Here is a 13,216-nt window from a genome sequence, read left to right on the forward strand (position 1 = left end):
CTATGATGGTGCGGCCTTGCGTGACTATGCTGGCGTCAGTCGGCTCTTCGCCTGGGTTTGGGGAATGCGACGTCATCCGGGGCAACGGATGCGGCGCCGAGGAGGGGACGACATGACACTCGCACTTATCGTGATCAGTCTGGTCGCGGCTGCGGTTCTGGCGGTGCGCCAGTCGCCGCTGTGGCAATGGGGCGTGGCGGCGCTGGTGATCGGGCTGCTGACGCGGGTGGACTTCACCGGTGCGGGGGCGATGTTCGCGACCGATATCGGCGGGCTGATCCTGGTGCTGCTGCCGGCGGTTATTCTGCTGTTGCTGTCGGTCGAGGCGATCCGCAAGAGCGTGGTGACGCGGCCGGTCTATGGCATGGTCAAATCCATTCTGCCACGGGTGAGCCGCACGGAACAGGAAGCGCTGGATGCCGGCACGGTCGGCTGGGATGCCGAGCTGTTTTCCGGTCGCCCCGATTGGACCAAGCTGACTTCGATCCGGCCACTGACGTTGAGCGCCGAAGAGCAGGCGTTCTTGGATGGCCCCGTCAATATCGTCTGCAAGATGATCGACGATTGGGATACGCGCCATAACCGCAGCGACCTGTCGCCGGAAGTCTGGCAGTTCCTCAAGGACAATGGCTTTTTGGGCATGCTGATCGGCAAGGAGCATGGCGGGCTGGGCTTCACCGCGCAGGCGCAGTCGATGATCGTCTCCAAAGTGTCGAGCCGCTCGGTGGCCGCGGGCATTACGGTGATGGTGCCCAACTCGCTTGGGCCTGGCGAATTGCTGGAAAAATACGGCACAGCCGAGCAGAAGGCGAAGTATCTGCATCGACTGGCCAAGGGGCTGGAAGTGCCATGTTTCGCGCTGACCGGGGTACATTCGGGCTCGGATGCGGGTGGCATGCGCGATATCGGTATCGTCACCAAGGGGATGCACGAGGGCAAGGAAGTGCTCGGCGTGCGCCTATCCTGGGACAAGCGCTACATAACGTTGGCGCCAGTGGCGACGCTGGTGGGCCTGGCCTTCATCATGCACGATCCGGATAACCTGCTGGGCCGTGGCGAGAAGATCGGCATCACGCTGGCACTGGTGCCGTCAACCCATCCCGGGGTAGAAATCGGGCGCCGGCATTATCCATCGCGGCAGGCCTTTATGAATGGGCCGACCAAGGGCACCGACGTGTTTGTGCCGATGGAGTTCCTGATCGGCGGCACCGATTATGCCGGACAGGGTTGGCGCATGCTGATGGAGTGCCTGTCGACCGGACGGGCGATTTCGCTGCCGGCCATCGGCTCGATCTCGATCAAGCAGAGCCTGCGGGTCAGCTCGGCCTATGCGCGGGTGCGGCGACAGTTCGGCATCCCGGTCGGCATCATGGAGGGCGTGGCCGAGCCGCTGGGCCGGATGGTCAAGAACGCCTACACATTCGAAGCGGCGCGGCGGCTGACGGCGTCGATGGTCGATGAAGGCCAGCGGCCGGCAGTGATTTCGGCACTGCTGAAGTACCGCGCCACCGAGGCGATGCGCGAAAGCCTCGATGATGCTTTCGACATTCATGGTGGCCGCGCCATCCAGGACGGACCGACCAATTATCTGTTCGGCGCCTATATGGCTACGCCGGTGGCGATCACCGTGGAAGGCGCCAATATTTTGACGCGCACGCTGATGACCTTCGCGCAGGGCGTGCTGCGGGCGCATCCGTTCCTCTATCGCGAAATCGAGTCGGTGCAGAACCTCGACAAAAAGGCCGGGCTCGACGCCTTCGACAAGGCGTTTGGCGGCCATACCAGCTTCATGCTGCGCAACATTTTTGCGACCTTCCTGCATGGCGTGTCCGGCGGCGCTTTTGCCTCGACGCCCAATGACGGTGAAATGGCGCACTGGTATCGCCAACTGCATCGCTACAGCCAGGTGTTCGCGCTGGTGGCGGATTGGACCACGGTGTTCCTGGGCGGCGCGCTGAAGCGCAAGCAGATGATCTCGGGGCGGATGGCCGATATTTTGGGCGATCTCTACCTGATGTCGGCCACGCTCAAGCGCTATGACGAGGAGGGGCGGATTGCCGAGGACAAGATCGTCGTCGATGCGATCATGGCCGACCGGATCGCGGCGATGGAGAAGAGTTTTGGCGAGATTTTCGCCAATTTCCCCAATGGACTGATGGCCAATGCGATGCGCTTCCTTTGCTTCCCGCTGGGGCGGCATGCCAAGCCCGCGACCGACCGGATCAACTACCGCTTCGTGCGGGCCGTGCTGCGGCCCGGCACGTTCCGCGATCGGCTGACGACGGGAACCTATGTGTCAATGGACCCCGATGACGTGACCGGCGTGTTGGAAGACGCGCTGATCAAGGTGACGGAGGCCGAGGAGATCGAGGCTAAGTTCTCCAAGGCGGCGCGCAAGGGCGTGTTCGAGCGGCGGTTGGATCGCGATGCGATTGCCGATGCCGTAGCGGCGGGCGTGCTCAACGACAATGAGGCCGGCATCATGCGGGCCGCCGACGAGGCGACCGATCGCGTGGTGAAGGTGGATGATTTTGCGCCGGAGGAGCTGGCTGCAGAGCATCATCGCAAGGCGGCGGCGGAATAAATTTGGACTTGGTGATTCAGTCGACACCTCCCCCTGACAGGGGAGGATCAAGGCGGGGGTTGGTCGCCTCAATATCGGTCGGTGCTAATACCCCCACCCCGCCTCCCCCGGGAGGGGGAGGAGCCCGCCGGTGGATGTCGAAGATAAGCGGCTAAAACCGCAATGATTGTCGAGGAGCAAAGATGTTTCAGCCTAAGGTGACGCGGACCAAGCACTGGCACTTCGCGATCGATGTGGAGCAGCTCGGCTGGCTGACCATCAATACGCAAGGCGCGCCGGTCAATACGCTCAGCCGCGAGGCCATCACCGAGCTTGAGGCTCTGGTGGCGCAGATCGAGGAACTGGCGAACGCCAAGCAGTTGGTCGGCGTCATCCTGCTATCGGGCAAGGATAGCGGCTTCATCGCTGGTGCCGATGTGTCCGAATTCGACGCGATGAGCGATTTTTCGGTGCTGCCGGAGGCGCTGAAACGCACGCATGCGCTGTTCCAGCGGATCGAGAATTTGAAAATTCCGGTGGTCGCCGGCATCCACGGCTTCTGCCTCGGCGGTGGGCTTGAACTGGCACTGGCCTGCCACTACCGGATCGCCGTCAATGACGACAAGACGCGGATCGGCTTTCCTGAAGTCGGGCTTGGGATTTTCCCCGGCTTCGGCGGCACCGGCCGCTCGATCCGGCAGGCCGGGCCAATCGATGCGATGGGGATCATGCTGACCGGGCGGATGCTCAAGGCCGGCGCGGCGCGGGGCATGGGGCTGGTCGACAAGCTGGTGCGCCATCGCGACATGCTGGGCTGGGAAGCCCGCAAGGCGGTGCTGCAGAAGCGCAAGTCGGGTGTTGCCGGCTTCACCAAGCGCATCATGGGCATGGGGCCGTTGCGCGGCTATGCCGCCGGCAAGATGCGTGAGCAAGTCGCTAAAAAAGCGCGAAAAGAACATTATCCGGCGCCCTATGCGCTGATCGACCTGTTCGAAAAGCACGGCAATGACTGGCAGGCGATGAGCCGCCGCGAAATCGAGCCCTTCGTGCCGCTGATGGGCACCGATACGGCGGCCAATCTGCGCCGGGTGTTCTTCTTGTCGGAGAGCCTCAAGAAGCAGGGCCTCAAGGGCGCTAAGTTCGCCCGGGTGCATGTGATCGGCGCTGGCGTGATGGGCGGCGATATTGCGGCCTGGTGCGCGTTGCGCGGCATGAGCGTGACGCTGCAGGATCTGGATATGGAGCGCATCAAGCCGGCGCTGGATCGCGGCAAGGCGCTGTTCAAGAAGCGCCTGCGCAAGAAATACGAAGTCGACGCGGCGGTGATGCGGCTCGAGGCCGACCCCACCGGCAAGGGCGTCAGCCGGGCAGATGTGATCATCGAGGCGGTGGTCGAAAAGCTCGAGGTCAAGCAGGCCATTTTTGGCGGGCTGGAAGACAAGCTCAAGCCGGGCGCGATCCTGGCCACCAACACCTCCTCCATCGAGCTGGAGCGGATTGCCGAAAAGCTTAAGGATCCGGCGCGGCTGATCGGGCTGCATTTCTTCAATCCGGTGGCGCAATTGCCGCTGGTCGAGGTCATTCGTTCGACCTTCAATACCGATGCCGAGATCGGCAAGGGGGCGGCCTTCGCACTGGCCATTGGCAAGAGTCCGGTGGTGGTCAAATCGGCGCCGGGGTTCCTCGTGAACCGGGTGCTGATGCCCTACATGCTGGCCGCCGTCGAGCGGGTGCAACGCGGCGAAAGCAAGGAATTACTGGATGCGGCCGCCGTGGCCTTCGGCATGCCGATGGGACCCATCGAGCTGATGGACACGGTGGGGCTGGATGTCGGCAAGTCGGTGGCCAGGGAACTGGGCCATGCGGTAGGCGACAATACGCAATTCGCCGATCTGGTGGCGGCCAACAAGCTCGGTCGCAAGAGTGGCGAGGGCTTTTACAAGTGGGTTGACGGCAAGGCGGTCAAGGGACCGGTGCCGGAGGGGCGCGACATGGCGGCGCTGGGCCGCGAGCTGGTCAAGCCGCTGATCGATATGACCGAGATCGTGGTGGCCGAAGGCGTCGTCGCCAACGCTGACCTTGCCGATATCGGGGTAATCATGGGAACGGGCTTCGCGCCGTTCCTCGGCGGGCCGATGCGCGCGCGTAGAGATGGGAAAGCTTGAAATTGGTCCCCAAAGACGTGATGCCGGTCTGCGACGGGCGTTCGCCTGCTCTCCGGTGCTCACGTACCGAACGTACGCTCCGCTCCGGTGCTCGCCGAACCCCCGTCTCGCCTCGGCCTGACGCCTTTGAGAACCAATTTCGAGGAACGAAATGACCGAACTTCGCAGGATTGCCATTATCGGCTCGGCGCGAATTCCCTTTGCGCGCGGGCACACCGCCTATCAGGACGAGACCAATCTTTCCATGCTGTCCACGGTGCTGGGCGGGCTGTCGGACAAGTACGGCCTCAAGGGCGAAAAGATCGACGAAGTGATGGCGGGCGCCGTCATCGGCCATAGCCGCGATTTCAATCTGGCGCGCGAGGCGAGCCTCGACGCTGGGCTGTCGCCACGCACGCCGGGAACGACGATTCAGATCGCCTGCGGCACCAGTTTGCAGGCGGCATTGGTGCTCGGCGCCAAGATTGCCTCGGGCGAGATCGAAAGCGGTATCGCCGCCGGTTCGGATACGGTGAGCGATAGTCCGATCGTGTTCGGCACCAAATTTCAGCACCGGATGATCGAATTGTCGCGCGCGCGGACGACGGGGGAGAAGTTCAAGACGTTCAAGGGGTTTTCGTTTGGCGAACTGACGCCGGTGGCACCGTCGGTCAACGAGCCGCGCACTGGCATGTCAATGGGTCAGCATTGCGAGCTGATGGCGCGGCAATGGGGCATTACCCGCCAGGCGCAGGACGAGTTGGCCTATCGCAGCCACCAGAATGCGGCCAAGGCCTATGACGAGGGTTTTCACGATGACCTCTTGGTGCAATGCGCGGGCCTCGTGCGCGACAATAATGTGCGTGCCGATACGACGCTGGAAAAGATGGCGACGATGAAGCCGGCCTTCGACAAAACCTCCGGCCATGGCACTCTGACGGCCGCCAATTCCACGCCACTGACCGATGGTGCATCCTCGGTGCTGTTAGCCAGCGAAGACTGGGCCAAGGCGCGCGGCCTGCCGGTGCTGGCCTATCTCACCATGGGCCGCGTCGCCGGCAACGACTTCGCCCATGGCGAGGGACTGCTGATGGCGCCGACGATCGCGGTGTCGGAATTGCTGGCGCGGGCGAAGCTAACGTTTGCCGATATCGATTATTTCGAGCTGCACGAGGCGTTCGCCGCGCAGGTGCTGTGCACGCTGGCGGCGTGGAACGATCCGCAATATTGCAAAGATGTGCTCGGGCGCGACCAGGTGATGGGCACCATCGATCCGGCCAAGATCAACGTAAAGGGCTCCAGCCTAGCCTATGGCCATCCATTTGCCGCAACCGGGGCGCGTATTTTGGGGCTGACGGCGAAGCTGCTGGCAACGGGTGCTGGCAAGCGCGCGCTGATTTCGGTATGCACCGCCGGCGGGCAGGGTGTGACGGCATTGGTGGAGAGCGCGGCTTGAGTGATAATGTCGTAAAGTTCCGGCGCATCGAGAAGAAGCCGGAAAAGCCGCCGAACAAGGTGCCGCCTAAAATGCCGGGCTGGCTGCCGTGGGTCGTGCTGGTCGCGGTGGCGGTCGGCATCGTGGCCTGGCAGCAACTGGGCATGATGGGCGGCCCGCCGGCTTGACAGCGGTCCCCATCGTGCCAAGCTAGGGGCAGGAGGTCCGCGATGACTAAAAAGCTCGATCCGATCATTTCCGAATTCGAGACCCAGGAACAGGCCGACAGCTACGACAAGTGGTTCAGGGAACAAGTTCGGGCGTCGATCGCCGACAAACGTCCTGGCGTTCCACACGACGAAGCGATGGCGAGGATTCGCAAAGCTATTCGGGAAGCCGCGAAGAAGTCGGCCTGATGCTCCAAATTATCTGGAGCGAAAGGTCCCTCGAAAAACTTGAAGCCATAGTCCGCTATATCGGTCAATTCGACGAGCGTGCCGCCACGGCACTTCACGCCCGCGTTGAGGACGCCGTATTGCCCTTGTCGCGGCATCCATATCTGGGACGCCCGGGCCGGGAAGATGTGGGACCAGAGAACTGGTCGTCCATCCAAATTACATTGTCGTCTATCGAGTCTTAACCGATCAGATTGATATCGTCTCCGTCCTGCACGCCCGCCAGGAATACCCTTGAAAAAATCGTTGAGCAGTTGACGTTTAGGTCAAGGTTTTACTTGTCAGTGGACGAAAAGGCAGGATACCGTCCAATCTTCTTGACCAGCGGGTCAAATCCGCTGGCATAGACGAGGGCATCCGGGCCGCAGAGTCTGGGGCACATAATAGCATCAGGAAATAGTCCACAGGAGATGGCACGAGCATGAAATTCACCCAGGTTTTCAAAGCGGTCGCGACCGCAGGCGCCTTGGCGCTGATGATGGTGGGGTCGGCATCGGCCGTTACCCTCAACCTAGGCAATGGTGGCGAACCCGGTTCGCTGGACCCGCACAAGGTTTCCGGCGATTGGGAAAATCGCATCGTTGGTGAATATCTCGAAGGCCTGGTTGCCGAGGATATCAAAGCCGATCCGATTCCTGGCCAGGCCGAGTCCTGGACGATTTCCGATGACGGCACCGTGTATACCTTCAAGCTGCGGGCCGATGCCAAGTGGTCTGATGGCGTAGACGTGACTGCGCAGAATTTCGTCGACGCCTTCCAGCGCCTGTTCGATCCCAAGACCGCTGCCGAATACGCTTATCTGCAGTTCCCGATCAAGAATTCGACCAAGATCGCGGCCGGCGAAATCACCGATTTCAGCCAACTCGGCGTCAAGGCCATCGATGACAAGACCCTCGAGATCACGCTCGAGGCCTCAACCCCTTATTTCCTGCAGGCGCTGACGCATTACACGGCCTATCCGATCCGCAAGGACATCATCGAAAAATTCGGTGACCAGTGGACGCAGCCCGGCAATATCGTCGGCAATGGCCCCTATAATATCACCGAATGGGTCCCGGGCTCCTACGTCAAGGCTGTCAAGTCGGACACCTATTACGGTGCGGCTGATCTCAAGATCGACGAGATCATGTTCGAAAACACGGAAGACCTGACCGCCGCGCTCAACCGCTACCGCGCCGGCGAACTCGATATTCTGACTGACTTCCCGTCCGATCAGTATCAGCTGCTCAAGGACCAGTATCCCGGTCAGGCCCATGTCGCCCCGTTCCTGGGCGTCTATTACTACGTGATGAACCAGTCCAAGCCCCCGCTGAACGACGTCAACATCCGCAAGGCGCTGTCGATTTCGGTGATGCGCGACGTGATCGGACCGGACGTTTTGGGCACCGGCGAACTGCCGGCCTATGGCTGGGTACCGCCCGGCACCGGAAATTACGATGGCGCAGCTTACGCTCCGGCATGGTCCACCGAGCCCTATGAGCAGCGCGTGGAAGAAGCCAAGGCCTTGATGGCCGCAGCCGGTTATACCCCGGAAAAGCCGCTGAAGCTGCAGCTACGCTACAATACCAATGACAACCATCAGCGCATTGCCGTCGCCATCTCCGACATGTGGAAGCAGATCGGCGTCGAAGTTGAACTGTTCAATGCCGAGACCGCCGTGCACTACGATGCGCTCAACGCCGGCGACTTCCAGGTCGGCCGCGCCGGCTGGTTGCTCGACTACAACGATCCCAGCAATACGCTCGACCTGCTCAAGACCGGCGTCAAAGGCACTGACGGCGTGGTCAATTGGGGCAATAACTATGGTCGTTATTCCAACCCCAAATATGATGAGCTGATGACCCAGGCCTCGAGCGAACTCGATCTGGTCAAGCGCGCTGGCCTGATGCATCAGGCAGAAGCCCTGGCGATGGACGATTTCGCCAGCATTCCGATCTACTGGTACGTGTCCAAGAACGTTGTTTCGCCCAAGATCACGGGCTTTGAAGACAATGCCAAGGACATCAATCGTGTCCGCTGGATGACTAAGTCGGAATAGTCCTGCAAACCGCTGGATCGCGTGTGGACGCACGCGATCCAGCCTTGTTCCCTCCGGCTGCTGGCGGCCGTATGACGGGAAAGGTCACCTCATGATTTCCTACGCGTTTCGTCGCGTCCTGTCGGCGATCCCGATAGTTTTCCTCACCATTACGGTGTGTTTTTTTATTCTGCGCTTGGCGCCGGGCGGCCCGTTCGACGGCGAACGTGCGCTGCCGGCCAACGTGCTCAAGAATCTGCGGGCCCATTATAATCTGGATCAGCCGATCCTGACGCAGTTCTTCATCTACGTCGGCGGGGTGCTGCGCGGCGATTTCGGCCCATCCATGGTGATGGAAGATTTTACCGTCTCGCGGCTGCTGTCGATCGGCCTGCCGTTCACGCTGATGCTGGGCTTTACGGCCTTCATCGTCGGCACTTTGGCGGGCCTGGTTGCCGGTGCGCTGGCGGCGGTGAACCAGAACAGGTGGCCAGACTACCTGCTGGTTTTCGTGGTGCTGATCCCGCTGATTATTCCCAATTTCCTGATGGCCAATCTGGCTCAACTGATTTTTGGGGTCTATCTAGGCTGGCTGCCGGTGGGGGGCTATCGCCCAGGCAGTTATATCAACTTGGTGATGCCCATCATCATCTTGGCCATGCCGCATGGCGCGCGCGTGGCGCGGCTGGTGCGTGGCTCGATGATAGAGGTGCTGGGCACCAATTATATCCGCACCGCCCGCTCCAAGGGGCTGGGGGCGGCGCTGATCCTGACGCGGCATGCGATCAAGCCGGCGCTGTTGCCGGTGGTGTCTTATCTGGGGCCTGGCCTTAGCTATCTTCTGACCGGTTCGCTCGTAGTGGAGCAGATTTTTGCGCTGCCCGGCATCGGCAAGTACTTCATCACTGCGGCGCTCAATCGGGACTACGGTCTCGTGCTGGGCACCACCATTTTGTACGTCTTCATCATCCTGGCCCTGAATCTCATCGTCGACGTGCTTTATGCCTGGCTTGATCCAAAAGTGAGGCTGAACTGATGGCCGGTATTACGGGCAAAGACACGGTGCTGACCGCCTATGCGGTTGCGCTCGAACAAGAAGCCCCCAAGGGGCGCTCGCTGACGCAGGACGCGTTGCGGCGCCTGTTCGCCAATAAGGCGGCGGTGGTCTCGATTTTCCTCCTCGCGGCAGTGATCCTGATCGCGATCTTCGGGCCATATTTCCTGCCCTGGAGCTATGACAAGATCGATTGGACCTCGATCCGCAAGCCACCCGATTTTGCCAAGGGCCATTTCCTCGGTACCGACCAGAATGGCCGCGACATGGCCGCCCGCATCCTGCAGGGCACGCAGATGTCGCTCACGGTGGCGGGCGTGGCCACGGTGGTGTCGGTGGTCATTGGCATCGCCTATGGGGCGATCGCCGGCTACTTCGGTGGCCGCATCGATGCCGCCATGATGCGGTTCGTCGATATCATGTATGCGCTGCCCTATATCCTGTTCGTCATCATTCTCGTGGTGATCTTTGGGCGCTCACCGGTGCTGCTATTCGTTGGCATCGGGTGCCTGGAATGGCTGACCATGGCGCGCATCGTGCGCGGGCAGACCCTGTCGATCAAGGAACGCGAGTTCATCGAAGCGGCGCGAGCCGGCGGCGCCAAGCCATTCACCATCATCTTCCGCCATATCGTGCCCAACCTGACCGGTCCCGTGGTGATCTACGCCACGCTGACCGTGCCCGAGATTATTCTAACCGAGAGTTTCCTGAGTTATCTTGGCCTCGGCGTGCAGGAGCCGCAGACCTCGCTGGGCACGCTGATTTCCTTCGGCGCACCAGTGGCAGAGGCTCTGCCCTGGATGTTGTTCGGCCCGGCACTGTTTCTGGTGCTGATGCTGGTATGTTTTTCCTATATCGGGGATGGCCTGCGCGATGCCCTCGATCCAAAGGATCGCTGAGCCATGAAACAAGTACTTTCCGTCCAAGACATGTCGGTGACTTTCGCGCTGCATAACAGCGAAGTGCATGCCGTGCGCGAGATGAATTTCACCCTGGGCGAGGGCGAAACCCTTGCCGTGGTGGGCGAAAGCGGCTCGGGCAAAAGCCAGGCCTTCCTCGCCATCATGGGCCTATTGGCGCGCAATGGGCGCACCGGTGGTCGCGCCATGATGGGGGATGTCAACCTGATCGGCATGGCGCCGGACCAGTTGGATCGCTATCGCGGCAAGGATATCGCGATGATCTTCCAGGATCCGATGACATCGCTCAATCCCAGCCTCAAGGTCAAAACGCAACTCAGCGAAGTGCTGGTCAAGCATCGCGGGTTCGATCGGGACAAGGCAACCAAGTCGGCCGTCGAGATGCTCGAGCGGGTCGGTATCCCCGAGCCTGTAAAGCGCGCCAATGCCTATCCGCATCAGCTCTCGGGCGGGATGCGCCAGCGCGTCATGATCGCCATGGCGCTGCTGTGCCAGCCGAAAATCCTGATCGCGGACGAGCCGACCACGGCGCTGGACGTGACGGTGCAGGCGCAGATGCTCGACCTGTTCAAGACCCTGACCGACGACTTTGGCACCTCGCTGGTGCTGATCACACACGATCTGGGTGTCGTCGCGGGCGTTGCCGACCGCATGATGGTCATGTATGGCGGCCGCGCCGTGGAGAAGGGCGGCGTCGACGATCTGTTCTACGATCCGCGCCATCCCTATACGCTGGGCCTGCTGCATTCGACGCCGCATATCGCCAAGCGGGCGGCGCGGCTCGATCCGATCCAGGGCCTGCCGCCGAGCCTCGAGCATCTGCCCAAGGGCTGCTCGTTCAATCCGCGTTGTGCGTTCGCGTTCGATCGATGCCTCGTCGAGCGGCCGCCGCTGGGCGATGCCGGCGACGGCCGGGAGAAGGCGTGTTTCTATGAAGGCCCGATGGCCTATGGGCAGGTGGCATGATGGATCAGACCCCGATCAACCTGCTGGAAATCCGCGATCTCAAGAAGACCTTTTCCATCTCCGGCGGTTTCCTGGCCCGCCCGTTGGTGCTGACCGCGCTCAGCGATATCAACTTCACCATCCGCAAGGGCGAGACGCTGGGCATTGTCGGTGAAAGCGGCTGCGGCAAGTCCACGCTTGGCCGCTGCATCCTGCAATTGCTGGCGCCCGATGAGGGTCAGGTGCTGTGGCTGGGCCAGGACCTGACCAAGCTGCCGGCCGAAGAGATGCGCAAGCATCGCGCCGACCTGCAGATCATCTTCCAGGACCCGCTGGCCTCGCTCAATCCGCGCATGACGGTGGGCGAGATCATTGCCGATCCGCTGCGCACGCTGCGCCCGGAGCTCAACAAGGACGAGCGGCGCGCCCGCGTGCTCAAGACCATGGAGGCCGTCGGTCTCCTGCCCGAGATGATCAACCGCTATCCGCACGAATTCTCGGGCGGGCAGGCGCAGCGCATCGGCATTGCCCGCGCGCTGATCACCGAGCCCAAGCTGATCGTCTGCGATGAACCGGTCTCGGCGCTCGATGTGTCGATCCAGGCGCAGATTTTGAACTTGCTCAGTGAGCTCAAGGATGAGTTCGGGCTGACGCTGATCTTCATCTCGCACAATCTGAGCGTGGTGCGGCACGTGTCGGATCGCATTCTGGTGCTCTATCTCGGCCGTATCGTCGAGCTGGCGACCGGCGACGAAATCTACGAGGAGCCGCGCCACCCCTATACGCGGGCGCTGCTGACGGCCGTGCCGATCCCCGATCCAAAGCTGGCGCGACAACGCAACATCGATGCGCTGCGAGGGGAAATCCCCTCGCCGATCAACCCGCCGTCGGGGTGCACCTTCCGCACGCGCTGCCGCTTCGCCAAGCCACGGTGTGCCGAAGTACGGCCCCCGCTCGAAACCATCGAGAATGGACGACTGGTGGCCTGCATCCGTTGGCGCGAGATCGGCGTCCCGGAGGACGCGGTGCTGGGGGTTTAGCTCGCCTTGGGCACCAGGATCAGCGGGGCCTCGTCACGCCGATCCTGGTCGCCGATAGCGACGGTTTTGCGACGCCGGTCGGGGCCTTTGTAGGTTGCCGCCTCGACGAAGCCGCGAGGATTGGCCGCGATGGAGACCAGGCGCGACTGTAGATGGGCGGCGGCAAAGGGTTTGCGCAGGAATTCGGTGACGCCGGCGTCACGGGCTTCGGCGATACGTCTGGCATCGGGGGCTGCAGAGATCATGACCACGGGCACGTAGCGGTTCGGGCTATCGACGGAGGCACGCAACTGGCGGACCAGTTCGACACCGTCGAGGCCGTCCAACCCATCATCGATGACGAGAACGTCGAATTGCCGGTTGGCAAGTTCGTCCATGGCGGACTGGGCGTCATTGGCTTCGCGGTAATCACGCCGACCGATGCCGCGCAGCATGCCACCGATCAGGGAAACCATGTTCGCACTGGGGTCAGCGATCAGTACGCCATGGTTGGGAATGGACTCTTGTGCCATGACGAATGCCGGACCGTGGGTTAATTTTAAGTGATGAGACAATAGCTTAGCATTCTATCCACGGGGTTAATGCCCGGCTTGGCGGTGCCCCAAATCCACACTTGTCGAGCATGGCGGAAAACGCGCTCGGG

Annotated in this window: 12 protein-coding genes and 1 pseudogene; 12 read left to right on the forward strand and 1 reads right to left on the reverse strand. The window is 61.7% G+C overall.

The window, feature by feature from the left end:
- Nucleotides 1-112 precede the first annotated feature (112 nt).
- The 12 genes and pseudogenes from ABIB57_RS19615 (at nucleotide 113) to ABIB57_RS19670 (ending at nucleotide 12,573) form a co-directional block, all read left to right on the forward strand.
- The gene (locus tag ABIB57_RS19615; RefSeq protein WP_354042936.1) at nucleotides 113-2,584 is read left to right on the forward strand and encodes an acyl-CoA dehydrogenase; all 2,472 of its coding nucleotides are present in this window, start codon (nucleotides 113-115) and stop codon (nucleotides 2,582-2,584) included.
- A gap of 182 nt (nucleotides 2,585-2,766) precedes the next feature.
- Nucleotides 2,767-4,728 (forward strand): 3-hydroxyacyl-CoA dehydrogenase NAD-binding domain-containing protein, encoded by a 1,962-nt coding sequence (locus ABIB57_RS19620; RefSeq protein ID WP_354042937.1) that lies wholly within the window; start codon nucleotides 2,767-2,769, stop codon nucleotides 4,726-4,728.
- A gap of 151 nt (nucleotides 4,729-4,879) precedes the next feature.
- Nucleotides 4,880-6,163 carry an acetyl-CoA C-acetyltransferase gene (locus ABIB57_RS19625; RefSeq protein WP_354042939.1) on the forward strand — a complete coding sequence of 428 codons (1,284 nt, stop codon included), beginning with the start codon at nucleotides 4,880-4,882 and terminating at the stop codon, nucleotides 6,161-6,163.
- Nucleotides 6,160-6,330 carry a hypothetical protein gene (locus ABIB57_RS19630; protein ID WP_354042940.1) on the forward strand — a complete coding sequence of 57 codons (171 nt, stop codon included), beginning with the start codon at nucleotides 6,160-6,162 and terminating at the stop codon, nucleotides 6,328-6,330. Before ABIB57_RS19625 ends, ABIB57_RS19630 begins: the two co-directional genes overlap by 4 nt.
- 42 nt (nucleotides 6,331-6,372) lie before the next feature.
- Nucleotides 6,373-6,558 carry a type II toxin-antitoxin system RelB family antitoxin gene (relB, locus tag ABIB57_RS19635; protein WP_354042941.1) on the forward strand — a complete coding sequence of 62 codons (186 nt, stop codon included), beginning with the start codon at nucleotides 6,373-6,375 and terminating at the stop codon, nucleotides 6,556-6,558.
- A pseudogene (locus tag ABIB57_RS19640) lies at nucleotides 6,558-6,680 on the forward strand (hypothetical protein); the annotation flags it as partial. The gene relB and the pseudogene ABIB57_RS19640, both read left to right, overlap by 1 nt.
- A gap of 17 nt (nucleotides 6,681-6,697) precedes the next feature.
- Nucleotides 6,698-6,835 (forward strand): type II toxin-antitoxin system RelE/ParE family toxin, encoded by a 138-nt coding sequence (locus ABIB57_RS19645; RefSeq protein ID WP_354043151.1) that lies wholly within the window; start codon nucleotides 6,698-6,700, stop codon nucleotides 6,833-6,835.
- A 183-nt stretch (nucleotides 6,836-7,018) separates the two neighbouring features.
- A complete protein-coding gene (locus tag ABIB57_RS19650) occupies nucleotides 7,019-8,635 on the forward strand; it encodes a peptide ABC transporter substrate-binding protein (RefSeq protein WP_502914435.1) in 1,617 nt (538 codons plus the stop codon).
- A 91-nt stretch (nucleotides 8,636-8,726) separates the two neighbouring features.
- A complete protein-coding gene (locus tag ABIB57_RS19655) occupies nucleotides 8,727-9,650 on the forward strand; it encodes an ABC transporter permease subunit (RefSeq protein WP_354042942.1) in 924 nt (307 codons plus the stop codon).
- Nucleotides 9,650-10,567 carry an ABC transporter permease gene (locus tag ABIB57_RS19660; RefSeq protein ID WP_354042943.1) on the forward strand — a complete coding sequence of 306 codons (918 nt, stop codon included), beginning with the start codon at nucleotides 9,650-9,652 and terminating at the stop codon, nucleotides 10,565-10,567. The genes ABIB57_RS19655 and ABIB57_RS19660 overlap by 1 nt, the downstream gene beginning before the upstream one ends.
- Nucleotides 10,568-10,570: 3 nt before the next feature.
- Complete coding sequence (locus ABIB57_RS19665; RefSeq protein ID WP_354042945.1) at nucleotides 10,571-11,554, forward strand: ABC transporter ATP-binding protein; 984 nt, start codon at nucleotides 10,571-10,573, stop codon at nucleotides 11,552-11,554.
- Nucleotides 11,551-12,573, forward strand: coding sequence for an ABC transporter ATP-binding protein (locus ABIB57_RS19670; RefSeq protein WP_354042946.1), 1,023 nt, complete (start codon nucleotides 11,551-11,553; stop codon nucleotides 12,571-12,573). The genes ABIB57_RS19665 and ABIB57_RS19670 overlap by 4 nt, the downstream gene beginning before the upstream one ends.
- On the opposite strand, the gene ABIB57_RS19675 is transcribed toward ABIB57_RS19670, so the two are convergent.
- Entirely contained in the window at nucleotides 12,570-13,085 is a 516-nt protein-coding gene (locus ABIB57_RS19675; RefSeq protein ID WP_354042947.1) for a response regulator, read from the reverse strand. The two genes, ABIB57_RS19670 and ABIB57_RS19675, sit on opposite strands and share 4 nt — an antisense overlap.
- Nucleotides 13,086-13,216: the final 131 nt, after the last annotated feature.

The organism is Devosia sp. UYZn731 (assembly GCF_040546795.1).
Classification (GTDB): domain Bacteria; phylum Pseudomonadota; class Alphaproteobacteria; order Rhizobiales; family Devosiaceae; genus Devosia.

What these genes read in the sequence shown, in the direction of transcription:
- ABIB57_RS19665 (WP_354042945.1), top strand. Translation starts at nt 10,571, where the DNA reads ATGAAACAAGTACTTTCCGTCCAAGACATGTCGGTGACTTTCGCGCTG.
- ABIB57_RS19655 (WP_354042942.1), top strand. Translation starts at nt 8,727, where the DNA reads ATGATTTCCTACGCGTTTCGTCGCGTCCTGTCGGCGATCCCGATAGTT.
- ABIB57_RS19620 (WP_354042937.1), top strand. Translation starts at nt 2,767, where the DNA reads ATGTTTCAGCCTAAGGTGACGCGGACCAAGCACTGGCACTTCGCGATC.
- ABIB57_RS19670 (WP_354042946.1), top strand. Translation starts at nt 11,551, where the DNA reads ATGATGGATCAGACCCCGATCAACCTGCTGGAAATCCGCGATCTCAAG.
- ABIB57_RS19675 (WP_354042947.1), bottom strand. Translation starts at nt 13,085, where the DNA reads ATGGCACAAGAGTCCATTCCCAACCATGGCGTACTGATCGCTGACCCC.
- ABIB57_RS19650 (WP_502914435.1), top strand. Translation starts at nt 7,019, where the DNA reads ATGAAATTCACCCAGGTTTTCAAAGCGGTCGCGACCGCAGGCGCCTTG.
- relB (WP_354042941.1), top strand. Translation starts at nt 6,373, where the DNA reads ATGACTAAAAAGCTCGATCCGATCATTTCCGAATTCGAGACCCAGGAA.
- ABIB57_RS19615 (WP_354042936.1), top strand. Translation starts at nt 113, where the DNA reads ATGACACTCGCACTTATCGTGATCAGTCTGGTCGCGGCTGCGGTTCTG.
- ABIB57_RS19625 (WP_354042939.1), top strand. Translation starts at nt 4,880, where the DNA reads ATGACCGAACTTCGCAGGATTGCCATTATCGGCTCGGCGCGAATTCCC.
- ABIB57_RS19660 (WP_354042943.1), top strand. Translation starts at nt 9,650, where the DNA reads ATGGCCGGTATTACGGGCAAAGACACGGTGCTGACCGCCTATGCGGTT.